Origin of the sequence: Nonomuraea sp. CA-143628 (assembly GCF_050942315.1) — a bacterium.
Lineage (GTDB): Bacteria > Actinomycetota > Actinomycetes > Streptosporangiales > Streptosporangiaceae > Nonomuraea.
Genome location: NZ_CP192072.1, coordinates 12,943,562 through 12,966,814, shown reverse-complemented (window position 1 = coordinate 12,966,814; position 23,253 = coordinate 12,943,562). Strand labels below are relative to the sequence as shown.

The window sequence follows — 23,253 nt, the reverse complement described above, 5'->3', positions numbered from 1 at the left end:
ACCAACGGGCAGCACCTGTACGGTCACGCGCCCACCCCCACACCAACGGGCAGGCTGACCCGTAATGCGAACCCGCCGTCCGCGAGGCTCCCGGCGTGGAGCGAGCCGCCGAGGGCGTCGACCCGCTGGCGCAGCCCGGTCAGGCCGTGCCCGGCGCCGAGCTCCTCGTCCGTCGCGCCGCATCCGTCGTCGGTGACGGCCAGCTCGACGCGGTCGTCCGCGGCGCCGAGAACAACCTCCACGCGCCGCGCCCCCGAATGGCGCACCGCGTTCGTCAGCCCCTCCTGCAGCGCCCGGTACATCACCAGCTCGGCCTGCTCCGCCAAGGCCGGTTCCGCACCCTCCGCGCGGAACGCGACGTCCAGCCCGGTGCCCTCGAACGACCGGGCCAGCTCGGCCAGGGCCGCGGCGCCCGCCTTGCCCTCCAGCGCCAGCGGCTTGAGCGCCCGCACCCAGCGCCTGGTGTCGGCCAGGGCCTCGACGGTGAGCTGCTGGGCCTGGCGCACCTCGGCCCACGCCTCGTCGGGGCGGGCCGCGCGGTAGCGCTGGGCGTTCTCCAGGCCGAGGTTGATCACTGTGAGGTAGTGGCCGACGGAGTCATGCATCTCGCGCGACATCCGGGCCCGCTCCTCGGCCACCGTGAGCTCGCGTACCCGGGCGGCGTAGCGGCGCAGCTCCGCATGGGCGTCGGTCAGCTCGGCCAGCAGCCGTTCGTTGTCGGCGGCGCGCTGCCTGGCGCCCAGCAGCACACGGGTGGCGATCAGCGCCCACACCGTGAACACGGTCATCACGATCGTCTCGGCGAGCAACCGCCAGGCATCTCGCCCCGCCATCAGATTCGCGGTCAGGGTGAAACCCACCGCGACCGCGCTGAACCACACGCCCCCGCCGAACCCGAACACGGAGACGATGTGCGTGAGCACCACCACCACCAGGGGGATGGTCGTGATCGCGCTTCCGGTGCCCATCCCACCCAGCGCGGCCAGCACGAAAAGGAGGCTGACCGCTCTACGGGTCCGCGAGGCCGCCCGATTCCACCGCAGGAACGGCCACATGCCCAGCATCGCCAGGGGAGGCACGCAGAAGAACCACAATCTGTGGTCACCGGCCGCCACCTGGAGCGCGGCCCAGAGAAGCATCAGATCCGAGCCGCCGAAAAGGGCGCTCAGAAGGTAGGGGGCCCGCTCATCGGTGCCACGTGTCCAACGATCACTTCCGGCCACGCTTCCACGCTAACAGCGGGGACGGCGAACCCCTCGGGGCCGGCGGGCGAACATGACCTGCGACACATGCGAAGACAGGCCGTGATCGGTCTCGCGCATGATTCGCCGGGCGTGGCCGATCTCTACGTTCGGCGATATGGACAATGCTTTCGTCAATGCCGCGACGGCCGGGAAACGCACGACCCATCCGCTTCTCGCGGTCCTGCTGGCGCAATTGATCTACGCCGCGGGGATCGTCATCGGAATAGCGCTCCTGCTGCCCCTTGGCATGCTCTTCCCCGGCAGGCATTCGGGCCCGCTCTTCGCGGTCCTGATGCTGCTCCAGATCGTGATCCAGCACGCACCGATCTTCGTGCTGCTGTGGCTCTGGACGCGCTTCTACGAGAAGCGGCCGTTCGCCTCGCTCGGCCTCTCCCGGGGCCGCGACGCCTGGCGGCAGCACCTGATCGGCTTCGGCCTGGGCGCGGCCTTCATCGCGGGCTGGCTGGGGCTGCAGTACGCCACGGGCAACCTGAGCGTGGACGGCTCGCTGTGGAGCTCCGCCCTGGTCTACCTGCTGCCCGTCTCCTACTTGGCCAGGCTCATAATGATCGCCATCGAGGAGATCCTCTTCCGGGGCTGGATCCTGCAGAGCGCGGGGACGCGATGGGGCGTGCCCGCGGGCATCGCCCTGTCGTCCGCGGCGTTCGCGCTCTTCCACTTCGTCGGACCCCTGATGCTGATCTGGCCGCTGCACACCTTCCACTGGGTGCTCGCGACCAACCTGGTGCTCTGGTCGGTGCTGGGGGCGCTGCTCACGCTGACCACGCGCAGTCTCTGGGCGACCATGGCCTTCCACGCGACGCCGCTCTGGCTGGCCAGTAACGCCTTCGTGGTGGCCGTGCCGGGGCAGCCGAAGCCGGACATGGCCGTGCTCTTGCTGAGCCAGCCGAAGGCGAGCCCGCTGGCCGGAGAGGCGGCGCTGGCCGGACCGTTCACCGGCCTGCCGACCACGCTCCTGCTGGCTCTCCTGTGCGCGGGCGCCCTGGTGGTCTATCGCCGGAGGTCTCGCGTCGAGCCGCTCACCGCCGTTCCCGCCTGATCCGCCGCGTGTTACGGCCCGACCGGCTCGTGCTCCTCGACGCCTTGGTGGGCGTGGCGACGCCGTCCCTCCAGATCCCACGCCGCCACGCCCGTCTACCGGGCGCTACCGGACAGCAACCCCGCCCAGATCACCCGAGCTTCGGCGAGAGACCATCGGCTGGTCTCGTGGATCTCGTGCTTGTGGTCGCGCTGAACGGTTCGCCGGATGAACGCCTGCCCGCCGCCCTCGCACAGTTCGTAGACCGTGGCGCGGCAGGCGCAGGTCCAGCTCACCGGCCTTATGCGATTAGATGTCCGGTACGGCTTGCTCCACTTCAACCGAGTGTGATCGCGCTGAGGCATGGCCACGTGCGGGCTCAGGCACTCTTCAAGTGACTTCACGACGTGTCCCCATGGACCGGCTCCAACAACGCGCGGCTTTGATGTAGTTCTACGTACCGGCGCGCGACGCAACGGGCGACGGTAGCCGGGTTCTCCACGTTGTAGACCGTGTAGAGCCGTCGGCCCGTCCGCCCTGAGATCTGCCCCGTCCACCAGCGGTAGACGAAGCCGTCCGTCCAGACCAGAAGATCAACCCAGACCGACACCAGGGCGATGCCATAGCCGTCATGAACGTCAGCGAAGATCCCGTGCTGTTTCAGCGCGTTATTGAGCTGTTCAGCGGCGTGTACGGCAGGCGTTCGGGCCGGCAGGGCGGGAGCGATCATCGTTGTCCGTCTCCTCTCGGCGCGGTTGATATTTGCAGTCGGATTGCCCTTCCAAATGTGTAGCGAGGCGACTACGTTCGGTAGTGGGATGCCTCCAACGGTGAGCCCGCAGATTCGGTGGCGTCTTTGGTAGGACACACAACGATTCGTGTAGACCCCTGTAGGACAGGAGTAGCGATGCCCTCTCCGAACGAGCTGGACGCGAACGCGAGTGTTCTTGCTTACTGGGGGGCCGAACTGCGTAAATACCGAGAGGCGGCGCAATGGAGTCAGAAGGATCTCGCGCGTAGGATCTCCTATTCCACGTCTCTTGTCGGTCTCATCGAGACGGCAAAACGCGCGCCGACGAGGGAGTTCGCGGAGAAGTGTGATGACGCATTGGAGACGGATGGCGCTCTCGTCCGCCTATGGCCTTTGATCGGCAGGGACGTCTCCCCCGTGTGGTTCCGGCCGTTCGTCGAACTGGAACGCGAGGCCCGGACCCTGCGGAGCTTCCAGCCCATCCTCGTTCCGGGACTGCTGCAAACCGAGGACTACGCACGAGCGGTTCTACGAGCGGGACGACCGGGCGATACCGGGGAGCAGGTGGAAGATCTGGTGACCTCACGCATGGAACGGCAACGAATCCTCACCAAGCCGGACCCGCCCATGTTCTTGGTCACCCTGGACGAAGCCGTGTTGATGCGTCCCGTTGGCGGCGCGCAAGTCATGCGTAAGCAGCTGGAGCAGCTTCTCGAATTGGTTCAGCTGCCCCGAATCACCATTCAAGTCATCCCGCTTGAAGTGGGCGCGCATGCCGGTATGACCGGGGCTTTCGTGATCGCGAGTTTTAGAGGATCGCACGATATAGTCTATTTGGAAACTGCATCCGAGGGTCAGATAGTCAACGCTCTCACCGAAATCGAGACCCTGTCGGCCCAGCTCGACGCGCTCCGGGCGTGTGCCCTGCCACAGGCCGCGTCGGTGGCCCTGATGGAGAAAGCGATGGGATCATGGATCTGACGGACGCCCATTGGTTCAAGAGCAGCCACAGTGGCGGCAACGGTGGTGACTGCGTCGAGGTGGCCACCAACCTGCCCGGCATCGTCGCCGTCCGCGACAGTAAGGACCCCAGCGGCCCAGCCCTGGTGTTCGCACCCGAGGTATGGGCCGATTTCATCGCCCAGGTGAAGGCAGACAAGATCTAGGAGCTGACCCCGGCGCCCTGGCTGCCTACCGCTGGAGGCTTGTGCAGGGCTGGTCGCGGCTACTGATGCTTGACCGGCTCGAAGATGGCGTGGTGTGCCGCCACCAGGGCCCGCCGTACGGCCCGGTCGAGCTCCCGCAGGGCCTCGCCGCTCGCCGCGAGCTGGCCCGAGGTGAGCCCCCTCTCGTCGGCCACCCGCAGCACCGCGCCCAGCCGGGTGGCCAGGGCGGAGACGCGATGCGCCCGTCCCGGATAGCCGGGGGCCAGTTCGCCGCCGAGCCGTCCCAGCCGGTCGGGCCGCTCCGGTGCGGGTCCGTCGACCGAGGCCAGCGCGTCCGTCGCCGACCGCATCGCGATCGACAGTTCCCGCTCCGCCTCGGCCACCGAGGGCAGGTCCACGCGTACGGGCCCCGAGGGGTGTACGGCCAGTCGTACCCCCACATAGGACGAACCGCGCAGGTCGGGCGAGGGCACGAGCCCGAGGCAGTGGCCGGAGAGCACCGCGATGACCGCCTGACCGGCCTCCACCGCGGCCGCGTTGAAGGCGGGCGGCCCGGAGAGCCCGAGTGGGTCGCCGGGCGCGGGCAGGGCGAGCCGGAACTCGGTCAGCCCGTCGGACCGCAGCCCGGCGAGGTAGGCACGCAACGGCACGTCGCCCACGGCAGCGGAACCCGAGACGCCGGCAGGGGAGCCCGAGACGTCGGCAGGGGAGCCTGAGACGTCCACGGGGGAGCCTGAGACGTCGGCGGGGCCCACGACGGCGGGACCGGCGGCGGCTTCGACCCGGTCCACGGCCTCGTCGAGACCGACGTGACCGGCGAGCCAGGCGTTGCCCCAGGCGACCAGCGGAGGAGAGACAGGTGATTCAGGAGGCACCGATCCACGATATGCGCTCGCCCTGCAATAGGTTTGTCCCGAGCGTTACTCCTAAAGGAGGGATACGGGGATGGGTGGTCAGGTGCTGCGGCTCCAGGACGTCGCCGTCCGGCGCGACGGAGCAGCCCTGTTGCGCGGCATCGACTGGACGGTCAACGAGGACGAGCGCTGGGTCGTCATCGGGCCGAACGGAGCAGGCAAAACGACCTTGTTGCAGGTCGCGGCGACACTGCTCTATCCGAGCGAGGGGATCGTGGAGGTGCTCGGCGAGCGGCTGGGTCAGGCCGACGTCTTCGACCTGCGGCCCCGCATCGGTTTGGCGAGCGCCGCGCTGGCCGAACGCATTCCGCCGGAGGAGAAGGTCATCGACCTGGTCCTGACGGCGTCCTACGCGATCATGGGCCGCTGGACCGAGGAATACGACTCCAACGATGTCACCAGGGCCGTTGAGCTGATCGACATGATGGGCGCCGCGCATCTGATCAGGCGCAGATTCGGCACCCTGTCCGAGGGTGAGCGTAAACGGGTGCAGATCGCCCGTGCGCTCATGCCCGACCCCGAGATGCTGCTGCTGGACGAGCCGGCGGCCGGGCTCGACCTGGGCGGTAGGGAGGACCTCGTACGCCGGCTGTCGGTCCTCGCCAACGACCTCCGCTCACCCACGCTGGTGCTGGTCACGCATCACGTGGAGGAGGTGCCCAACGGGTTCACCCATGGGCTGCTGCTCAAGCACGGCTCGGTCGTGGCCCAGGGGCCGCTGGAGCACGTGATGACGGCCGACAACCTGTCGCAGACGTTCGGGGTGCCGCTGACGCTAGACCGAAGCGCCGAAGGACGTTGGTACGCCCGCGCGCACTAGATCGCGTAAATCCGCTGAACGACCATTAGCATTTACGAAGGCGATCCCCTCGGCCTCGGAGCGTTGGCATGTCCACGGAGCAGCTCATCGTCGCCATCGTCGTGGTCGCCGCGGTGGGGTTCGGGGTGACGCGGACGGTCCGCATCATCCCCCAGGCGACCGCGGCGATCATCGAGCGGCTCGGCCGCTATCACCGCACGCTGAAGCCGGGGCTCAACCTGGTGGTGCCGTTCGTCGACCGGATCAAGGATCTGATCGACCTTCGCGAGCAGGTCGTCTCGTTCCCGCCGCAGCCGGTGATCACCTCCGACAACCTCGTGGTCTCGATCGACACCGTCATCTACTTCCAGGTGACCAATCCGAAGGCGGCCACGTACGAGATCGCCAACTTCCTGGTCGGCGTCGAGCAGCTGACCGTCACCACGCTGCGTAACGTGGTCGGCGGCATGGACCTGGAGAGCACGCTGACCTCGCGCGAGGAGATCAACACCGAGCTGCGCGGCGTGCTCGACGAGGCGACCGGCAAGTGGGGCATCCGGGTCAACCGGGTCGAGCTCAAGGCCATCGACCCGCCCTCCTCCATCCAGGACTCGATGGAGAAGCAGATGCGCGCCGACCGCGACAAGCGGGCCGCGGTGCTGGCCGCGGAGGGGCAGCGGCAGGCGGCCATCCTGACGGCCGAGGGCGAGCAGCAGGCGGCGGTCCTGCGCGCCCGTGGCGAGGCGGAGGCGGCCGTGCTGCGCGCCCAGGCGGAGGCCGAGGCCCAGGCCATGCGGGCCAAGGGGCAGGCCGACGCGATCGGGATGGTGTTCAAGGCCATCCACGAGGGCAAACCGGACCAGCGGCTGCTCGCCTACCAATACCTGCAGATGCTCCCTGAGATCGCCAAGGGTGACGCCAACAAGATCTGGATCGTCCCGTCGGAGATGGGCCGGGCGCTGGAGAATCTGGGCGGTCTCTTCTCGCCGCCCAAGGATGACCCCGACCTGTAGCCGGGAAAGGGGCCGCCTCTAAGCTCTGTCGGATGACAGTGTGGGAGGCGGTCGCGGTGTTCGGGGCCGGGGTCGCGGCCGGAGCCATCAACGCGGTGGTCGGGTCGGGCTCGCTGATCACCTTTCCCACGCTCGTGGCCGTCGGCATCGACCCGGTCGTGGCGAACGTCTCCAACAACATCGGCCTGGTGCCCGGCTCCTTCACCGGCGCGTACGGCTACCGCGCCGAGCTCGCCGGGCAGCGCGAACGGCTGCTGCGCCTAGGGCCCGCCTCGGCGATCGGCTCGCTGATCGGTGGGATCCTGCTGCTGTTCCTCGACCCGAGGGTCTTCCAGGTCGTGGTTCCGGTGCTGATCGGGCTGGCCTGCGTACTGGTCGTGGTGCAGCCCAAGCTCAACGGCTGGCTGTCGGCCCGGCGTAAGAACGACGATCCCCACGGCGGGGTGCTGCTCTGGCTCGGCGTGCTGGGGGCGGGGATCTACGGCGGCTACTTCGGCGCGGCCCAGGGCGTGCTGCTGATCGGGCTGCTCGGCAGCTTCCTGACCGAACCCCTGCAGCGGGTGAACGCGGCCAAGAACGTGCTCTCCCTGATCGTCAACGGCACCGCGGCCGTGCTGTTCGTCTTCATCGCCCACGTGGATTGGTGGGCGGTGCTGGCGGTGGCGCTGGGGGCCACGGTGGGTGGGTTCGTCGGGGCCAAGGTCGGGCGCCGCATCCCGGCTCCGGTGCTGCGGGGCATCATCGTTTGTGTGGGGATCGTGGCGATTATCAAACTGGTGTACGGATAAATACCGGGCATTCTGGGTATAAATCCGTACATGAAGGGTGATCGGGTGGAGATCGTCATCGACGCGGGCGACTCATCCCCGCGCACCTACGAGATCGCCGCCACCCGCGCGGGCCGCCGTGTCGAGGTGGCCACGCGGCGGGGGCTGGTCGAGGTCAGTGAGGTGACCAGGAGCGGCACCGCGGTGCGTACGGCGCGGTTCATGTCCAGCCGGATCCTGGCCCTGGTGGAACATCCGGCCGACGAGAGCTGACCCCCGCCGCGGCCCCTGAGACGGTCCGTGATGGCTGGCGTCCCTCGGAGGGGATCCCCCCTTCGGGGGAGAGGGCGGAGACGGCCCGTAGGGAAGCGGGAGGCGGCGGGCTCAGGCGCGCGACGTCAGCGGAAGGGCCGGAGCCGGCGGGCTAAGGCGCGACATCAGCGGAAGTCGGCCACGTTCGGCGGGCCAAGGCGCGATGTCAGCGGAAGTCGGCCGCGTGGTCGGCGGCCCACTCGCGGAACGTCAGCGCCGGCCGTCCGAGCAGCTTCGGGACCGTATCCGTGATCCGCTCAGGCGTGTCCACGAACGCGCCCCAGCCCGCGAGCGCGCCGTCCACGAACCGGGCGTCACCCCACGCGGCCAGCAGTTGCTCGCGGGCGACGTCCAGCGGCAGCTCCACCCATCGGACCTCCCGGCCGACCGCCTCGCCGATGATCCGCGCCTGCTCGGCCTGTGACAGCTGCTCGGGCCCGCTGAGGACGTACTTGCCCCCGCCGTGCCCGGCCGAGGTGAGCACGTGCACGGCCACCGCCGCGATGTCCTTCTCGTGGATCAACGACCTGCGCGCCTCCCCGTACGGCCAGCGCACCACGCCCTGCCTGGCCTGGTCGGCCCAGCCGAGCGTGTTGGCCGCGAAACCCACGGGCCGCAGGAATGTCCAGCTCAGGCCGGTGTGCCTGATCAGCCGTTCCACCTCCTGGTGGAACAGCGTCGGCGATTCACCATCGGCCAGATCCTCGACGTCGGCCGACAGGTAGACGATACGGCGCGCGTGGGCGGCGATGGCCGCCACTACGTCCCGGGCGGTCTCGGCGGCGAAGCCGGGCCAGATCAGGAAGACGGACTCGACGTCCTTCAGCGCCGGTTCCAGGGTCTCGGGGATGGACAGGTCGCCCTGGACCGCCTCGACCCCTTCCGGGAGTTTCGCCCGGTCCGGGTCGCGGACCAGGGCGCGGACCTGGAGGCCCGCCCCGGCCAGTTGGGAGACCACGTGCTTGCCTACGTTGCCGGTCGCGCCGGTCACCAGAATTCTGCTCATGGACGGACCGTAGAACTTCAACCAATGTTCAGGTCAAGCGGTCTTCAGGTCATGCTCGGCCGTACCTGGAGTGTGCCGTCGCTGCGGATCCGGGTCTCGAACGTCGGCGCGGGCGCGGTCGCCGGACCGTGCTTGACAGACCCGTCCACCAGCCGGAACGTGCTGCCGTGCCAGGGGCAGACCACGCACGCCTCACCGTTCTCCACGACGAGCCGCCCCTGGTGGAGCGGGCCCGCGAGGTGGGAGCACCGGTCGGCGAGCACGGTGACGCCCGAGCTGTGCCGCAGCACGAAGAGCTGGATGTAGCCGAGCCGCCGTGACACGGGGCGGCCCTGAGGCAGGTCGTTGACCAGGCAAAGGTCGTGCCAGCCCAGTGGTACGAGATGGGTGACCTGGGGCGCGTGGTTGGCGCCCGCCGCCTGCCGGTAGGCCAGATTCCCGCCCAGGTAGGCGCCGAGACCGCCGACGCTCAGACCGGCGATGGTCAGCATCTTGCCGGCGCGCTCGTTCCCGCGCAGCCGGGCCAGGAGTGAGGCGGAGAAGAACCCCAGCGCGGTCACGTTCGACAGCATGTGGACGAACCCGACACGCTGCTGCTCGCGATGGAGAGACGACCAGTCGGTCAGACCGGCGGCCGCGGTGGGCAGCGCGCTGCCGAGGCCCGTGGCCAGCAGCAGCCGCGCGGCCCGGGGATCGGTGCTGGTCCAGTCGAGCACCGCGGTGGACATCCAGCAGCCCAGGCTGAAGGAGGCGAGCGGCGGGTGCAGCGGTTTGCCCGTGGGCACGCCGTGCAGCCAGTCGCGCAGCCGTCCCGGCCGGATCCCCTTGCGTATGGCCTTGGCCAGCACTCGGATCGGCTCGTCCATGGCTTTGGACCGTTCGAGCCGGTCGGCCAGGTCGACCGGCCCCACAAAACGCCGCGACTGCCGCCTTCTCGCTCGTACTTTCTCTTTCACGACAAGTCCCCTACCCCGGCCATAAGGGCATCACTCGGACAGGTGCCCCCTGGCGATGGAGAGCTCGACCAGCTCGAGCGCGTACGCCCCGAGCGACGGCGAGCCGTCCTCGATGAGCCGTACCTTCTCCTTGACCTGTGCGGCCGTCACCTTGAACAGCGGCCAGGTGCCGCCCTCGGTGTGGTGGTTGGCCAGGATCGGCGCGAAGCGGTCGAGCGCTCGGGCGAACTTCGCCTCCGGCGTCTGCCTGGCCTCGAACTCGTCCCAGAGCGCCCGCATCGCCGCCCCCTGCTCGCCCGGGAGCAGCGCGAAGATGCGGTCCGCGGCGGCCCGCTCCGCTTCGGGCTGGGCGGCCACCGCGGCAGTGTCATAGACGAAGGTGTCACCGGCGTCGATCTCGACCAGGTCGTGCACGAGCAGCATGGACACCACCCGCTGGATATCTGTCCCGGGTGGCGCGTGCTCGCCCAGGACCATGGCCAGCATGCCTACGTACCAGGAGTGCTCTGCGTCGTTCTCTCGCCGTGAGCCGTCCATGAGATGGTTGCGGCGGATGATCCGCTTCAACTTGTCGATCTCGACGGCGAAGGCGATCTGGGCGGTCAGGCGGTCCTCTTCTGGTGCGATAGTCACGCGCGACACCTTATTGTGCGGTGATCACCCCGGTTGGCAAAATCGTCACCGGAACCCCATTGAACACGGCATTTCCCGACGGAACATCGATTGCGGACTCATCGGTCAGTATGTTCGCGCTAACTCCCGCGTGTTCGGCGGCGACCAGCTGGGCGCTGCCCGCGTGTCCCCAGCCGTGCGGCAGGCTGACCACGCCCGGCATGATCGTATCGGTGGGTTCGAGCGGCACTCTGAGCTCTCCCGTGGCCGAGCGGACCAGGGCCTCCCCGTCCAGTCCGAGCCGGGCCACGTCGGCCGGGTTGATCTGGAGCGTGCAGGTGTTGCTGCCGCCGACCAGCGGGCCCACGTTGTGCAGCCAGCTGTTGTTGGAGCGCAGGTGGCGCCGCCCGATCAGCACGATGTCCGGCGGCTCCTGCTCCAGCCCGCCGCGCAGCCGCTCGACGTCCTCGATGAGCTGCGGCGGCGCGAGCTCGATCACCCCGGAGGCGGTCCTCAGCACCTCGCCCAGCCGGGGCTCCAGCGGCCCGAGATCCAGCCCGTGCGGGTGGTCGAGCAGCTTGCGCAGCGACAGGTCGCCTTTGCCCGCCCATTCTCCGTACGGGCCCAGCTTGAGCATCAGATCGAGCCGGCGCTCGGCCCCGCAATCGCCTTCGAGCGCGGCCCGCAACTCGGCCACGTCGCGTCCCTCCACGCCCGAGCCCGGCAGGTCGACCGCCTTGCGCAGCATCTGGTCGAGGACGAACTCGTCCAGATCGCCGTCCAGCCCGGAAGCGATCATGGTCAGCCGGGCCAGGATCTGCGCCTCCGACGGCTGCCCGTCCAGCGGCAGCGATGGCGGCGAGTAGCGGGCGTAGTTGCGTACCGCGAAGTTGAGCAGGGCGAAGTCGTAGTGCCCCGACTGGAGGGCCCGCGGCGGCGGCAGGATGACGTTCGCGTGCTTGGTGGTCTCGTTCAGGTAGGGGTCGACGCTGACCATGAAGTCGAGCCGCTCGAAGGCCGCGTCGAGCCGGGTGCCGTGCGGCGCGGAGAGCACCGGATTGCCGGCCACGGTGAGGAGGAAGCGGATCTGTCCGTCGCCGGGTGTCTCGATCTCGTCGGCGAGGGTGGCGACCGGCAGCTCGCCGTTGGCCTCGGGCAGGCCCCTGACGCGGCTTTTCCACCGGCCCACGGTGTAGGGGCGGCGGCCCAGGCCGAACTCGGTGGCGGGTTTGGCGAACATGGCGCCGCCGGGCCGGTCGAGGTTGCCGGTGAGGACATTGAGCACGTCCACCAGCCACTGGGCCAGCGTGCCGAACTCGGCCGTACACGTGCCGATCCTGGCGTAGACGGCCGCCGTCCTGGCCGCCGCCAGCTCCCTGGCCAGCCGGACGATCACCTCGGCGGGCACGCCGGTGCGGCGGGACACCACCTCGGGCGGGAAGTGTTTGGCCGCCTCGCGTAACTCCTCCAGGCCGTTGACCTCGTGAGACACCGTGGTCAGCTCCTCGGCGAAGAGCGTGTGCGTGATCCCGAAGAGCAGGTAGGCGTCGGTGCCCGGACGTACGAACACGTGCTCGTCGGCCAGTCCGGCGGTCCTGGTGCGGCGGGGGTCGACCACGACGAGCCGGCCGCCGCGGGCGCGCAGCGCCTTGAGCCGGCCGGGGAAGTCGGGCGCGGTGCACAGCGAGCCGTTCGACTCCAGTGGGTTGGCGCCCAGCATGAGCAGGTAGTCGGTCCGGTCGAGGTCCGGCACGGGGACGGCGAGCGGATGGCCGAACATCAGCCCGCTGGCGACGTGCTTGGGCATCTGGTCGGCGGTGCTGGCCGAGAAGATGTTGCGGGTGCCGAGGGACTTGAGCAGCGGCGTGCCGTAGAGCTGGCCCGCCATGTTGTGCACGTTGGGGTTGCCGAGATAGACGCCGACCGACTGGCGGCCGTGCCGCTCCGTGACCTGGTCGAGGCCCTGCTTGACGGCGGCGAACGCCTCGTCCCAGCCGACCTCGCGCCAGAGCTCGCCCTCCCGGATCAGCGGCTTGCGCAGCCGGTCGGGGTCCTCGTCCAGGCGGCCCAGGCTGGCGCCCTTGGGGCAGATGAAGCCCTTGCTGAACGGGTCCTCCTTGTCGCCCCGCACGCTCGTCACGTGCCCGCCCTCGTCGAGGGTGAGTGTCAGGCCGCACACGGCCTCGCACAGGGGACAGGTCCGGTGAACGGTCGACGTCATCACGGCTCCTGAGTTCGTCGGTGGAACTCATCTTTGCTCGTACGACACATATGGGGAAGCCCCGGAGCCCCCGCGGTCTCCGGGGCTTGCACTGGGGAGCGTCCGGCCCAGGCCCGAGCCGCCACTCCCCAGGTCATGGGCGGGCCGTCAGCCGACCTGCGGCAGGGCGAACGGCCTGGCCAGATCAGGGGGCTCCTCGAGGTCGGTCCTCAGAGAGGCCCAGGCGCGGCCATAGAGCCGGTCGAGTCCGGGGGAGACGGCGCCGGGCAACTCGTCACGGCGGACGATCTCCACGATCAGCAGGTGCGCCCATTTGCGGTGCCGGTAGACGTTGGCGCTCCTGGCCCAGCACGCCGCGGCGATCTCCTCGGCGTACGCCTCGAACTCCGCGGCGGAGATGCCCGCCCTGGTCATCACCAGGGCCTTCTCACCCGTACGCGTGGGCGTGATCCACAACACCAGGGGGATCCGGCCCGCGCGGGTGTGCATGGTGGTCTCCAGGCAGGTCTTCTGCAGCCGGTGCCGGGACGCCACGCACCAGAAGTGCGCCATCACCCAGTTGCGACCGGTCCTGGTCACCGCGGGCGCGGAGATCGCGCTGGTCAGCATGATGAACGGCCACCACCGGCCCTGCTGGGTGGCGCCCAGCAGGGTCAGCACGAACAGGCTGAGCGCCCCGATCAGCAGCAACTCGGTACGGATCCGCCAAAGCCTGGCAGGCAGTCCGGTACGGCCGGGTGGCAGGTCCTCATTGGCGGGGTAGATCTGGTTGCGCGGGTTCCTCGACATCTCAGGACACCTCCTCGGCGACTCGGGAGGGGATCGTGAGCTGGTCGAATCGGGGGTCGCGGTAGCGACGAGCGCCGAATCCGACCTTGGCGACGGTCCAGCCGCGCCGGTAGGCGAACTCATCCGGCTCCATGCAGATTTCTCGATCCGCCCATGCCATGAGTTCCCGGATCCGGGTCTTGATTCGGCTGAGTCCCTTGGTACCTTGTGAGTACATGGAACACCTCTTTCGCGGCATTACTCGAGGTGGGTTCTTTCGCCGGATCGCAGGCTGATGACCGGTGACGCCGCAGGGTGGCAGCCCTTTTGAGCGGCTAATAGGTGGTCAGCCTGGGTCCGGCTTCTTCGTGTTTCTCCATGCTCGAATGAGCGACATGCGCTGTGGTCAGTCAGATGCGTGCGGGGTCCTTCCGGCAAGCGGCCTCCCTGGGGCAGAGAATCAAATCCGGGACGGCGACGTTGCCGGAGGTGCGGCCCGCGTGGCCGCCAGCGATGAAGAGCGATAGGCCCGATGTGGTAGGCCGTGTTGTCATCTCGGCCCCCCATCCGTCGGTTACCTTCCAGGGCTCGATCGTCTCTCCCGGATGGGCCCGGTGCAATACATTCAGCAAGAGAAGATTTAGTTTTCTTGGTCCTTGCCTGATGTTTGTTGTGCATCTGTGGATGCAACTTGCACGCCAACTGTCAGATGCCTGCGATGCAAGAGCAGGTGGGGGAAGTCGTCGGCTCCGGGCTGGGCCCCTCTTGCCCCCTACGCTCACTCCGTGAAACCCTTACGGCAAGCGTCCGTGGCAGTGCTCGTGCAAGTTGCAGTGTAAGATTGGCCGAACGGCTAAGTGGCCTTTCCCGTTACACCCCCACCTTCATTCCCGACGAGGAGAGTGGACGGTGCCATCGCAGCAGGGCAGTCCGACTGTTCGCAGGCTCAGACTCGGTCAGGAGCTCCGGCTCCTACGCGAACGAAAGAAGATGACGGGGGCCAAGGCGGCCAGTGGCCTGGGCTGGAGTCCCAGCAAGATCAGCCGGATCGAAGCCGCCAAGACCATGCCAAGTGCCGAGGACATCAAGGCATTGGCGGAGCTCTACAAGGTCGACAGCGAGAAACGTGACGAACTCTTCGCCCTGCTGAGGGATGCGGATCAGCGTGGGTGGTGGGAAGATTACGAAGACGCCCTCCCGGAGGAATACACAAGATTCCTCGGGCTGGAAGCGGAGGCGACATTCCAGCGCAACTGGGAACCCCAGATCGTGCCTGGTCTCCTCCAGACTGAGGACTACGCACGGGAGGTCGTCCTTTCCGTCCGTGGCATCTCACGGATCACGCACAGCGGTGTCCGGAGCCGGGTCGAGGCGCGCCTGGATCGGCAGCAGCGGGTGTTGCATCGCCCACAGCCGTCCCAGCTACGCTTCGTGCTCGACGAGCCGGCGCTGATGCGTCGTTTCGGTGAGCCCTCGGTCATGCGTGCGCAGATGGAGCATCTCCTGGAGATGTCGCTGTTGCCGCACGTCAGCGTGCAGGTGTTGGCTACGGAAGCGCTACATCCCGTCAACACGGGGGCGTTCATCCATCTGAAGTTCGCGGAATTCGACGATGTTGTATACCTGGAGCAGCTCTACACGGCTCACTTCGTCGAGGACCTCGAACGTGTGGCCGGATATGAGACAGCCTTCGACTACATCAAGTCCCAAGCGCTCGACGAGGACGAGTCACGTGTCCTCATCCAGCGCAAGGCCATGATGTGGCGGGGCTAGCGACAAAGATCACAACAAGGGGCAATGGTGCCCCTTTCGCCCGTTTGGGGAGAAAATGTACATCGATCCCGTGGTAGCGACCTGGCAGAAGAGCAGCTTCTGCAACGGCGCGAGCAGCTGCGTCGAAGTCGCACCCCTTGCCGACGGCAACGTCGCTTTGAGGGACGGCAAGGAGCAGGACGGTCCCGTCCTGGTCTTCACGCCGAGTGAATGGGCCGCCTTTACGGCCGGGGTCCGCGACGGCGAGTTCGACCTGACCTCGCTTGCCGCTACCGCTTCATGAAAAACGGCCCTGGCAGGTTGCTGACACAACACCATCAGGGCCGCCACGCACTCCAGTTCGACCTTGTACGCGCGATCTGAAGATCTTCATATCTTGGCCCGAACCGCGCTGGAGATCAACTAGCCACACCTGGTTCGAAGCAGACAATCGCGGAGTACGGTCTGACGACTCCAGCCGAAGCGCCCTCTGCTCCCCCCATTTGGACCACCCACAACGGGAACAGCCCGCGCCGCACATGGGCGCGGGCTGTTTCGCGTGCGGCGTCAGGAGAGGCCGAGGCCGTTGGAGACGCCCTCGCCGAGGTCCTTGTGGATGTTGTTCCAGTACTCCACCACGCGCTGCTTCATCTCCGAGGTGACCTCGGGGGCCGAGGCGTGCCCGACGATGTTGTCCACCAGGTGCGCGCGGTCCGTTTCTGACAGCACGTTCTCCCAGAGGGCGCGCGGCTGGACGTAGTCGTCGTCCTCGGCGTGCTTGGTGTACGCGGACCGGATGATCTCGCCGGCCACCTGGTAGTTCTCGCCCTCGTACAACGCCGGGTCCGCCGCCGGGCCGTTGACGCTGTTGGGGGCGTACACCGGGTCCTGCGAGTTGCTGAAGGCCATCGGACCGTCGAAGTTGTAGGAGTTGACCGCGGCCCGCGGCTGGTTGATCGGCAGTTGCAGGTAGTTGGGGCCGATCCGGTAGCGGTGCGTGTCGGGGTAGGAGAACAGGCGGCCCTGCAGCATCTTGTCCGGCGAGGCGCCGATGCCGGGCACCAGGTTCGACGGCTCGAAGCCGGCCTGCTCGACCTCCGCGAAGTAGTTGCGCGGGTTGCGGTTCAGGGTGAAGCGGCCGATCGTGATCTCGGGGTAGTCCTCGTGCGGCCACACCTTGGTCAGGTCGAACGGGTTGAAGCGGTAGTCGGCCGCGGCCTCGAACGGCATGATCTGCACGTTCACCTTCCACGACGGATGGTCGCCGGCCTCGATGGCCGTGTGCAGGTCGCGGATGTGGTGGTCGGGGTCGACGAGCAGCGCGGCCGCCTCTTCGCCCGTGTAGTTCTTGATGCCCTGCTCGGTCCTGAAGTGGTACTTCACCCAGAACTTCTGACCTCCGGCGTTGTACCAGAGGAAGGTGTGCGAGCCGAAGCCGTGCATGTGCCGCCACGAGGCGGGGATGCCGCGGTCGGTCATGAGGAACGTGACCTGGTGCGCCGACTCCGGCGACAGGGTCCAGAAGTCCCACTGCATGTTGTTGTCCCGCAGGTGGGTGTCGGCCCGGCGCTTCTGGCTGTGGATGAAGTCCGAGAACTTCTGCGGGTCGCGGATGAAGAAGATCGGGGTGTTGTTGCCGACGAGGTCGTAGTTGCCCTCTTCGGTGTAGAACTTGATCGCGAACCCGCGTGGGTCGCGGGCGGTGTCGGGGCTGCCGAGCTCACCGGCGACGGTCGAGAAGCGCAGGAAGAGCGGGGTCTCCTTGCCCTTCTGGAAGAGGCCGGCCTTGGTGAACTGGCTGACGTCCTCGGTGATTCGCAGGACGCCATGGGCGCCGCCGCCTTTGGCGTGTACGACGCGCTCGGGAACACGTTCCCGGTTGAAGTGCGCCATTTTCTGGATCAGATAGTGATCCTGCATAAGAAGTGGGCCGTTGGGGCCGACGGAGAGCGAGTGCTCGTCGCTCGGCGCGGGAATGCCGGCGTCGTCGGTGGAGATAGGCCTGTTCGTCATCAGCGCGGTCCTCCGAAAATCATCGTTGACAGCTCGGGCAGACGCCCCAGTAGGTGACGTCGGCTTCGTCCACGACGAATCCGGCCGCGTCGACCGGCACCAGACACGGGGCGAACCCGGTCGCGCAGTCGACGTCGGTCATGACGCCGCAGCGCCGGCAGACGAGGTGGTGGTGGTTGTCACCCACCCTGGCCTCGTAGCGCGCCGGACTGCCCATAGGTTCGATCTTGCGGAGCAGTCCGGCCTGGTGCAGCGCGTGCAGCGAGTCGTAGACGGCCTGAAGGGATACCTGACCCACACGGTCGAGCACGCCGCGGTGAACGGCTTCCACATCGAGGTGGTCGCCTTCGCGCACGGTCCGCATGATCGCCAGGCGGGCGGCGGTCACCCGTAGTCCCGCCTGGCGAATTAGGTCGTTGTCCCCCATATCCGGACACGCTAGTGCTAAACCTGAATGATTCAAGTAAAGGACTGGTACAGGTCTCGGCCGCGCCGTACCAAGAAGGGTCTCAGCGGCGCCGTACCAGGAAGATCGAGCTCAGCCCGGCCAGTACGGCCAGCGCCGCGAGCGCCACGGCGGTCGCCATCGAGGCGGAGCCGGTGCCCCCACCCTGGCTGAGGGAGATGAACAGCGTTCCGACGGTCGATACCCCGATCACCTGGCCGAGCTGCATCACGGTGAGGAGCGCTCCGCTCGCGTCGGCGGCGTAGACGTCGTCCACCTGCTGGGTCGCCATGTTGGTCACCGCGACCTGCACGCCGAGTCCGGCGCCGATGAGCGCGCTCATGACCGCGTACAGGACGCCGCCTCCTGAGGCGAGCCCGAGGCCCAGGTAGGCCGGCGCGGCCACCACGTAGCCGAAGGGCACGAGCGAGCGCTGCAGGCCGGGTGGCAGCAGCGGCCAGCAGAGCCCCACGAGCGCGAACGCCAGCGCGCACGGCACCAGCATCATGCCCGAGGCCAGCGGCGACAGACCCAGGTCACCCTGCAGGTGCAGCGCCGAGGTGAACAGGAACGCGCCCCAGGTGGCCGGCCCGAGCAGCAGCACGGCGAGTCCCGGCCGCATGCCGGGCGCGCGCAGCACGCCCGCGTTGACCAGCGGGCGCCCGCCGCGGCCCGTCACCCAGCGCTCGACGCGGACGAACGCCACGAAGACCACCGCGCTCAGCGCCATCGAGGCCCAGCCCCACAGCGGCCAGCCGAGGTCCCTGCCCAGCACGAGCGGCACCACGAACAGCAGCACGGCGGCCGACAGGCTCACCAGGCCCCACGGGTCGAGCCCGCCCTGGCCGCCACCGTGGTCGGCGGGGAGCACCCGAAGCCCCGCGATCAACAGCAGCGCGCCGATCGGCACCAGCACGAGGAAGACGATCCGCCAGCCGGCGCCGAGTCCGAGCAGGATCCCGCCCAGCGCCTGGCCGACCACGATGCCGCCGCTCACCACCGCCGACCACAGACCCAGCGCCCGGCCTCTGGCCGCGCCTTGATAGTTTCGCTGGATCAGCGTCATGACCTGGGGCATCATCAGCGCGGCCCCGGCGCCCTGGGCGAGCCGGGCGGCGACCAGCGTGCCGGTCGTGGGCGCGAGTCCCGCGGCGAGCGTGGTGAGCGTGAAGAAGGCGAGCCCGGCGAGAAAGGCGTTGCGGTAGCCGAGCAGGTCGCCGAGCCGGGCACCGGTGATCAAGAGGACGGCGTAGACGATGGTGTATCCCGCCACGATCATCTGCAGCCCGGCACCTGATGAGTGCAGATCGGCCTCGATGGTCGGGGTGGCCACGTTGACGATGTTGACGTTCAAGATTGCCAGGAACTGTCCGACGAGGATGATCGCGAGGAGCAGTCCGTTGGCCTTGCCCTTCTCCGGCTGTACGGCCGGGATTGGGGGAGCAAGATGGGCAGATTGGGTCATGTGTAGATTCTGGCGGCAAACCAGTACCAGTAACGAGAGCCCCTTTATACTGGTATTAGCAGCACCTGGATGGCTTACGCCCGCTCCACCATAGTGAAGGGGTGACCGTGACAGAGGCAAGGCGCTCCGATCTGTCGGCGTTCCTGCGCACCCGGCGCGAGCGGATCACCCCCGAGATGGTCGATCTGGCGCCCGGGCCCCGCAGGCGCACTCCCGGCCTGCGCCGCGAGGAGGTCGCCCAGCTCGCCGGGGTGGGTGTCACCTGGTACACGTGGCTGGAGCAGGGGCGGCCGATCAACGCCAGCAGCCAGGTGCTCGACGCGATCTCGCGTACGCTCCGGCTCGACACCGCCGAGCGGGAGCACCTCTACCGGCTGGCGGGCCAGCCGGGCACGCCGATCCTGGCCGGTTCCACCCAGGTGACGCCGGAGATGCAGGCCATACTCGACCAGCTCGGCGCGATGCCCGCGTGCATCACCAACAGCCGTTGCGACGTGCTGGCCTGGAACCCCGCCTACGCGACGATCTTTCCCGAGATCGTCGACGCCCCAGAAGGCGAGCGCAACTCGCTCTGGCAGACGTTCCTCAGCCCTTCGTGGACGACCATGCTCGTCAACCGCGACCAGGAGTTGCCGCGCGCCGTCGCCGTCTTCAGGGGCGCCTACAGCCGCCACACCGACGACCCGTGCTGGCAGGACTTCGTCCGGCGGCTCGCCGCGGAGAGCGCCGAGTTCGCCAGGCTGTGGGCCAGGCAGGACGTGGCCGAGCCCGGGCCGCGGGTGAAGACGTACGAGCATCGTGAGATGGGCCGGATCGGCTTCAGCACGACCAGCTTCCACCTCTCGTCGGCGCCGGAGACCCGCATGATCGTCTACTCGCCGCAGGACCAGCGGTGCCTCGACGCCATGACCCGCCTGATGGCCGGCGCCGCCTCCACGTCGTGACCCCGCGGTTTCTCGACCTCATGACATGACCGGCCTCATGACCAAAGGTCAGCACCCCTAGGTAGCGCGCGATTCATCCGCTCATGGCATGCTCGATGGCTGAAAGTCAGGATCGAGCGGAAGTAGCCGCACATATGAGAGTCCCCCGCCCCCTTCTCGCGGCGCCCCTCGCCGTGATGCTGGCCTCGGCCGCCGCGTGCTCGGCGGCCGAGTCGGAGCAGCCGCCGAAGAGCGAACAGGCGGCGGAGAAACCGAAGGAAACGCCCGTCAAAACCACCCCCACCGCCCCCGCCCGGAAGCCGTACACGATCTCGTTCGGCGGGGACGTGCACTTCGAGGGCGGGCTCCGTAACCGGCTCACCGCGCCGCGCACCGCGCTCGGACCGATCGCGCAGGTGCTGCGCTCGTCCGACCTGGCGATGGTCAACCTGGAGACGGCGATCACGACCGGTGGCACGCCCGCGCCCGGCAAGCAGTACACATTCCGGGCGCCCGAGACGGCGTTCGGCGCGCTGAAGGCCGCCGGGGTCGACGTGGCGTCGATGGCCAACAACCACGGCATGGACTACATGGAGACCGGGCTCGCCGACTCGCTGGCGGCGATCAAGCGGAGCAAGTTCCCGATCGTGGGCATCGGGGCGAACTCCACCCAGGCCTACAAGCCGTACAGGAAGACCGTCAACGGCAACCGCGTCTCCATCATCGGGGCCACGCAGGTGCTCGACGCCGAGTTCATCCAGGCGTGGACGGCGACGCCCGACAAGGGCGGGCTCGCGTCGGCCAAGAACGAGGAGCGCCTGCTCCAGGCCGTACGGCAGGCGCGCAAGAACTCCGACACCGTCATCGTGCACCTGCACTGGGGCACCGAGATGCAGAAGTGCCCCAACCCGGCGCAGCTCGCGCTCGGCCCGAAACTGGTCAAGGCGGGCGCCGACGTCGTGGTCGGCGGGCACGCGCACATCCTGCTCGGCGCCGGGTACATCGGCAACGGCTACGTCAGCTACGGCCTGGGCAACTTCGTCTTCTACAACTCCACGCCCGGCACCACCGGCAGGACCGGCGTGCTGACGCTCACCATCAAGGGCCGCAAGGTGCTCAAGGACCAGTGGACGCCCGCCACCATCCAGGGGGGTATACCGATCCTGATGACGGGCACGGCCAAGACGCAGGCGGTGGCCGACTGGCGGGCCCTGCGATCCTGTACGGGGCTGGCAGCCCGCCCTTGACGAGATCTATCATTGGACTCCACGTCCAATAAGGAGGTCGCCATGCGCTGGGTCGCGTCCGATGACGTACGGCTGGCGGTCTTCGAGGAAGGCGATCCCGGCGACCCCACGATCGTGCTCGTCCACGGCTATCCGGACACGCACCGGGTCTGGGACGAGGTCGCCGAGCGGCTGCGTGACCGCTTCCACGTGGTCCGCTATGACGTACGCGGTGCGGGCGCCTCGACGGTCCCACGTCATACCGGTGACTACGCCTTCCACCGGCTGGCGGCCGACCTGGCGGCGGTGCTCGACGCGATCGGCAAGCCCCGGGTCCACCTGGTCGGGCACGACTGGGGCTCGCTGCAGGGCTGGGACGCCGTGTCCCGTCCCGGCATCCGGGACCGCATCGCCTCCTTCACCAGCTTCGGCGGTCCTGGGCTCGCGCAGGCACGCCAGTTCATGCGGCACGGCAGGCGGCGCGACGTCCTGGCGCAGGCGGTCAGGTCCTGGTACATCGGCGCCTTCCGGCTCCCGGTGCTGCCCGAGCTGGCCTGGAGCACGTTCATGCCGCGGGTCCTGGAGCGGTCGATGCGGCGGGACGAGGGCCTCGAACCCAGACCGGGCCACCCGGCCGACACCCTGAGAAGTGACGCCCGCAATGGACTGCGCCTCTACCGGAGCAACATGGGCGGGCACTCCGACCGCTCCGGCTCCGGCGGCGGTGAAGTGGTCGATCGGCTCCAGGGTGGCGACGGCGGTCGTGGGGGCGGTCCGGCCGTTGCCGTGCCCGTTCAGCTCATCGAGGCCACCCGGGATCCGTTCGTCGGCCCGGCGTTGCTGGCCTCGCTGGGGGAGGGAGTCCCCAAGTTCTGGCATCGCAAGATCGCGGCCGGGCACTGGGTCCAGCGCAGTCATCCCGACGTCGTCGCCAGGATGATCGCCGAGTTCGCCACCCACGTCGACGGCGGCGCGCCGACCAGGGGCCTGCGCGGGGCCCGTGTCGAGGAGGGACGCTTTAAGGAGAGGCGCAAGGCGTTCGACGGGCGATTGGCGGTGATCACCGGCGCGGGCAGCGGCATCGGGCGCGCCACCGCGCGGGCCTTCGCGGCGCACGGCGCCGAGGTCGTCTGCGCGGACCTCGATCGCGAGGCGGCGGCTCGTACGGCTGACGGCATCGCCAAGGACCTCGGCGGTACGGCACACGCCGTACGAGTCGATGTCGCCGACACCACCCAAATGGAAGACTTCGCCGGAAATATCCGCACTGAGTATGGAGTGCCGGACATTGTGGTGAACAATGCCGGGATCGCGGTCAGCGGGCCGTTCCTCGACCACTCGGTCGACGACTGGCGCAGGACCCTCGACGTCAACCTGTGGGGCGTCATCCACGGCTGCCGGCTGTTCGCCGCCCAGATGGTCGAACGCGGAGAAGGCGGCCACATCATCAACATCGCCTCGCTGGCCGCGTTCGTACCGTCGCGGCTGCTGCCCGCCTACTCGACCTCGAAGGCGGCGGTGAAGATGCTGAGCGACTGCCTGAGAGCGGAGCTGGCCGGACAGGGCATCGGGGTCAGCGTGATCTGCCCCGGTTTCGTGTCCACGCCCATCGCGCACAACGCCACGTACGTCGGACCGGACATGAGGGACTCGGCCGAACAAGGGCTGGCCCGCCGCGGCTACCCGCCCGAGCGCGTCGCCGCTCATATCCTCCGGGCCGTACACCGTGACCAGGCCGTTGTGGCGGTCAACGCGGAAGGGAAGATCGGCTACGCGCTGTCGAGGATCTCGCCGGGAGCGCTGCGCCGGTTCGCGAGAGTGACCGGCGTCACGAGAAATCCGCCATTCGCCAGGTAACGAT

General features: G+C 68.3%; 25 protein-coding genes. 12 read left to right on the top strand and 13 right to left on the bottom strand.

The features are described 5' to 3' along the window. Positions 1–23 precede the first annotated feature (23 nt). The gene (locus ACQP2T_RS59105) at positions 24–1,223 is read right to left on the bottom strand and encodes a sensor histidine kinase (RefSeq protein WP_433513405.1); all 1,200 of its coding nucleotides are present in this window, start codon (positions 1,221–1,223) and stop codon (positions 24–26) included. A 136-nt stretch (positions 1,224–1,359) separates the two neighbouring features. Here ACQP2T_RS59105 and ACQP2T_RS59100 point away from each other — a divergent pair, with 136 nt between their 5' ends. After that, the gene (locus tag ACQP2T_RS59100; RefSeq protein ID WP_433513404.1) at positions 1,360–2,304 is read left to right on the top strand and encodes a lysostaphin resistance A-like protein; all 945 of its coding nucleotides are present in this window, start codon (positions 1,360–1,362) and stop codon (positions 2,302–2,304) included. A gap of 95 nt (positions 2,305–2,399) precedes the next feature. Here ACQP2T_RS59100 and ACQP2T_RS59095 read toward each other — a convergent pair whose 3' ends face one another. Both ACQP2T_RS59095 and ACQP2T_RS59090 read right to left on the bottom strand, forming a co-directional pair. Next, the gene (locus ACQP2T_RS59095) at positions 2,400–2,579 is read right to left on the bottom strand and encodes a hypothetical protein (RefSeq protein WP_433513403.1); all 180 of its coding nucleotides are present in this window, start codon (positions 2,577–2,579) and stop codon (positions 2,400–2,402) included. A gap of 104 nt (positions 2,580–2,683) precedes the next feature. After that, positions 2,684–3,013, bottom strand: a complete 330-nt coding sequence (locus ACQP2T_RS59090) for a hypothetical protein (protein ID WP_433513402.1) — start codon at positions 3,011–3,013, stop codon at positions 2,684–2,686. 177 nt (positions 3,014–3,190) lie between these two features. On the opposite strand from ACQP2T_RS59090, the gene ACQP2T_RS59085 reads away from it, so the two are divergent. Together ACQP2T_RS59085 and ACQP2T_RS59080 are read left to right on the top strand one after the other, a co-directional pair. Then, entirely contained in the window at positions 3,191–4,015 is an 825-nt protein-coding gene (locus tag ACQP2T_RS59085) for a helix-turn-helix domain-containing protein (RefSeq protein WP_433513401.1), read from the top strand. After that, positions 4,006–4,200, top strand: coding sequence for a DUF397 domain-containing protein (locus tag ACQP2T_RS59080; RefSeq protein ID WP_433513400.1), 195 nt, complete (start codon positions 4,006–4,008; stop codon positions 4,198–4,200). Before ACQP2T_RS59085 ends, ACQP2T_RS59080 begins: the two co-directional genes overlap by 10 nt. Before the next feature lie 59 nt (positions 4,201–4,259). On the opposite strand, the gene ACQP2T_RS59075 is transcribed toward ACQP2T_RS59080, so the two are convergent. Further along, positions 4,260–5,075, bottom strand: coding sequence for a hypothetical protein (locus tag ACQP2T_RS59075; protein WP_433513399.1), 816 nt, complete (start codon positions 5,073–5,075; stop codon positions 4,260–4,262). A gap of 70 nt (positions 5,076–5,145) precedes the next feature. Between ACQP2T_RS59075 and ACQP2T_RS59070 the strand changes: the two genes are divergently transcribed. From ACQP2T_RS59070 to ACQP2T_RS59055, 4 genes are all read left to right on the top strand, one after another. Then, positions 5,146–5,934, top strand: coding sequence for an ABC transporter ATP-binding protein (locus tag ACQP2T_RS59070; protein WP_225299059.1), 789 nt, complete (start codon positions 5,146–5,148; stop codon positions 5,932–5,934). Between the two features lie 68 nt (positions 5,935–6,002). Further along, complete coding sequence (locus ACQP2T_RS59065) at positions 6,003–6,926, top strand: SPFH domain-containing protein (protein ID WP_225299057.1); 924 nt, start codon at positions 6,003–6,005, stop codon at positions 6,924–6,926. Between the two features lie 32 nt (positions 6,927–6,958). Continuing rightward, positions 6,959–7,714, top strand: a complete 756-nt coding sequence (locus ACQP2T_RS59060) for a sulfite exporter TauE/SafE family protein (protein ID WP_433513398.1) — start codon at positions 6,959–6,961, stop codon at positions 7,712–7,714. A 30-nt stretch (positions 7,715–7,744) separates the two neighbouring features. Continuing rightward, positions 7,745–7,966 (top strand): hypothetical protein, encoded by a 222-nt coding sequence (locus ACQP2T_RS59055; RefSeq protein WP_357954555.1) that lies wholly within the window; start codon positions 7,745–7,747, stop codon positions 7,964–7,966. Between the two features lie 205 nt (positions 7,967–8,171). Here the strand turns inward: ACQP2T_RS59055 and ACQP2T_RS59050 are convergent, their stop codons facing one another. The 6 genes from ACQP2T_RS59050 to ACQP2T_RS59025 all read right to left on the bottom strand — a co-directional run bounded on the left by ACQP2T_RS59050 (position 8,172) and on the right by ACQP2T_RS59025 (position 13,722). Further along, the gene (locus ACQP2T_RS59050; protein WP_433513397.1) at positions 8,172–9,011 is read right to left on the bottom strand and encodes an NAD(P)H-binding protein; all 840 of its coding nucleotides are present in this window, start codon (positions 9,009–9,011) and stop codon (positions 8,172–8,174) included. A gap of 44 nt (positions 9,012–9,055) precedes the next feature. Next, positions 9,056–9,967, bottom strand: coding sequence for a Rieske 2Fe-2S domain-containing protein (locus ACQP2T_RS59045; RefSeq protein ID WP_433513396.1), 912 nt, complete (start codon positions 9,965–9,967; stop codon positions 9,056–9,058). 30 nt (positions 9,968–9,997) lie between these two features. Further along, positions 9,998–10,609, bottom strand: a complete 612-nt coding sequence (locus ACQP2T_RS59040; RefSeq protein WP_433513395.1) for an HD domain-containing protein — start codon at positions 10,607–10,609, stop codon at positions 9,998–10,000. 1 nt (position 10,610) lies between these two features. Next, positions 10,611–12,800, bottom strand: coding sequence for a molybdopterin-dependent oxidoreductase (locus ACQP2T_RS59035; RefSeq protein WP_433513394.1), 2,190 nt, complete (start codon positions 12,798–12,800; stop codon positions 10,611–10,613). Positions 12,801–12,947: 147 nt separating this feature from the next. After that, positions 12,948–13,589: a hypothetical protein gene (locus ACQP2T_RS59030; protein ID WP_433513393.1), complete on the bottom strand. Its 642-nt coding sequence runs from the start codon at positions 13,587–13,589 to the stop codon at positions 12,948–12,950. 1 nt (position 13,590) lies between these two features. Next, on the bottom strand, positions 13,591–13,722 hold the full coding sequence (locus ACQP2T_RS59025; RefSeq protein WP_433513392.1) for a hypothetical protein: 132 nt from the start codon (positions 13,720–13,722) through the stop codon (positions 13,591–13,593). A gap of 836 nt (positions 13,723–14,558) precedes the next feature. On the opposite strand from ACQP2T_RS59025, the gene ACQP2T_RS59020 reads away from it, so the two are divergent. Both ACQP2T_RS59020 and ACQP2T_RS59015 read left to right on the top strand, forming a co-directional pair. Continuing rightward, positions 14,559–15,341, top strand: a complete 783-nt coding sequence (locus ACQP2T_RS59020) for a helix-turn-helix domain-containing protein (RefSeq protein ID WP_433513391.1) — start codon at positions 14,559–14,561, stop codon at positions 15,339–15,341. A 55-nt stretch (positions 15,342–15,396) separates the two neighbouring features. Continuing rightward, on the top strand, positions 15,397–15,624 hold the full coding sequence (locus tag ACQP2T_RS59015) for a DUF397 domain-containing protein (protein ID WP_357954571.1): 228 nt from the start codon (positions 15,397–15,399) through the stop codon (positions 15,622–15,624). A gap of 263 nt (positions 15,625–15,887) precedes the next feature. On the opposite strand, the gene ACQP2T_RS59010 is transcribed toward ACQP2T_RS59015, so the two are convergent. The 3 genes from ACQP2T_RS59010 to ACQP2T_RS59000 form a co-directional block, all read right to left on the bottom strand. Further along, the gene (locus tag ACQP2T_RS59010; RefSeq protein WP_433513390.1) at positions 15,888–17,333 is read right to left on the bottom strand and encodes a catalase; all 1,446 of its coding nucleotides are present in this window, start codon (positions 17,331–17,333) and stop codon (positions 15,888–15,890) included. 19 nt (positions 17,334–17,352) lie between these two features. Continuing rightward, entirely contained in the window at positions 17,353–17,760 is a 408-nt protein-coding gene (locus tag ACQP2T_RS59005; RefSeq protein WP_433513389.1) for a Fur family transcriptional regulator, read from the bottom strand. Between the two features lie 82 nt (positions 17,761–17,842). Beyond that, the gene (locus ACQP2T_RS59000; RefSeq protein ID WP_433513388.1) at positions 17,843–19,243 is read right to left on the bottom strand and encodes an MFS transporter; all 1,401 of its coding nucleotides are present in this window, start codon (positions 19,241–19,243) and stop codon (positions 17,843–17,845) included. A gap of 107 nt (positions 19,244–19,350) precedes the next feature. Between ACQP2T_RS59000 and ACQP2T_RS58995 the strand changes: the two genes are divergently transcribed. From ACQP2T_RS58995 to ACQP2T_RS58985, 3 genes are all read left to right on the top strand, one after another. Further along, positions 19,351–20,187, top strand: coding sequence for a helix-turn-helix transcriptional regulator (locus ACQP2T_RS58995; protein ID WP_433513387.1), 837 nt, complete (start codon positions 19,351–19,353; stop codon positions 20,185–20,187). Positions 20,188–20,321: 134 nt separating this feature from the next. Then, on the top strand, positions 20,322–21,413 hold the full coding sequence (locus ACQP2T_RS58990) for a CapA family protein (RefSeq protein WP_433513386.1): 1,092 nt from the start codon (positions 20,322–20,324) through the stop codon (positions 21,411–21,413). Positions 21,414–21,455: 42 nt separating this feature from the next. Continuing rightward, entirely contained in the window at positions 21,456–23,249 is a 1,794-nt protein-coding gene (locus ACQP2T_RS58985) for an SDR family oxidoreductase (protein WP_433513385.1), read from the top strand. Positions 23,250–23,253: the final 4 nt, after the last annotated feature.

Coding starts and splice junctions, on each gene's coding strand:
- ACQP2T_RS59100 (WP_433513404.1), top strand. CDS start 1,360: ATGGACAATGCTTTCGTCAATGCCGCGACGGCCGGGAAACGCACGACC.
- ACQP2T_RS59090 (WP_433513402.1), bottom strand. CDS start 3,013: ATGATCGCTCCCGCCCTGCCGGCCCGAACGCCTGCCGTACACGCCGCT.
- ACQP2T_RS59085 (WP_433513401.1), top strand. CDS start 3,191: ATGCCCTCTCCGAACGAGCTGGACGCGAACGCGAGTGTTCTTGCTTAC.
- ACQP2T_RS59080 (WP_433513400.1), top strand. CDS start 4,006: ATGGATCTGACGGACGCCCATTGGTTCAAGAGCAGCCACAGTGGCGGC.
- ACQP2T_RS59070 (WP_225299059.1), top strand. CDS start 5,146: ATGGGTGGTCAGGTGCTGCGGCTCCAGGACGTCGCCGTCCGGCGCGAC.
- ACQP2T_RS59065 (WP_225299057.1), top strand. CDS start 6,003: ATGTCCACGGAGCAGCTCATCGTCGCCATCGTCGTGGTCGCCGCGGTG.
- ACQP2T_RS59060 (WP_433513398.1), top strand. CDS start 6,959: ATGACAGTGTGGGAGGCGGTCGCGGTGTTCGGGGCCGGGGTCGCGGCC.
- ACQP2T_RS59055 (WP_357954555.1), top strand. CDS start 7,745: ATGAAGGGTGATCGGGTGGAGATCGTCATCGACGCGGGCGACTCATCC.
- ACQP2T_RS59050 (WP_433513397.1), bottom strand. CDS start 9,011: ATGAGCAGAATTCTGGTGACCGGCGCGACCGGCAACGTAGGCAAGCAC.
- ACQP2T_RS59035 (WP_433513394.1), bottom strand. CDS start 12,800: ATGACGTCGACCGTTCACCGGACCTGTCCCCTGTGCGAGGCCGTGTGC.
- ACQP2T_RS59030 (WP_433513393.1), bottom strand. CDS start 13,589: ATGTCGAGGAACCCGCGCAACCAGATCTACCCCGCCAATGAGGACCTG.
- ACQP2T_RS59025 (WP_433513392.1), bottom strand. CDS start 13,722: ATGGAGCCGGATGAGTTCGCCTACCGGCGCGGCTGGACCGTCGCCAAG.
- ACQP2T_RS59020 (WP_433513391.1), top strand. CDS start 14,559: ATGACGGGGGCCAAGGCGGCCAGTGGCCTGGGCTGGAGTCCCAGCAAG.
- ACQP2T_RS59015 (WP_357954571.1), top strand. CDS start 15,397: ATGTACATCGATCCCGTGGTAGCGACCTGGCAGAAGAGCAGCTTCTGC.
- ACQP2T_RS59010 (WP_433513390.1), bottom strand. CDS start 17,333: ATGACGAACAGGCCTATCTCCACCGACGACGCCGGCATTCCCGCGCCG.
- ACQP2T_RS59005 (WP_433513389.1), bottom strand. CDS start 17,760: ATGGGGGACAACGACCTAATTCGCCAGGCGGGACTACGGGTGACCGCC.
- ACQP2T_RS59000 (WP_433513388.1), bottom strand. CDS start 19,243: ATGACCCAATCTGCCCATCTTGCTCCCCCAATCCCGGCCGTACAGCCG.
- ACQP2T_RS58990 (WP_433513386.1), top strand. CDS start 20,322: ATGAGAGTCCCCCGCCCCCTTCTCGCGGCGCCCCTCGCCGTGATGCTG.
- ACQP2T_RS58985 (WP_433513385.1), top strand. CDS start 21,456: ATGCGCTGGGTCGCGTCCGATGACGTACGGCTGGCGGTCTTCGAGGAA.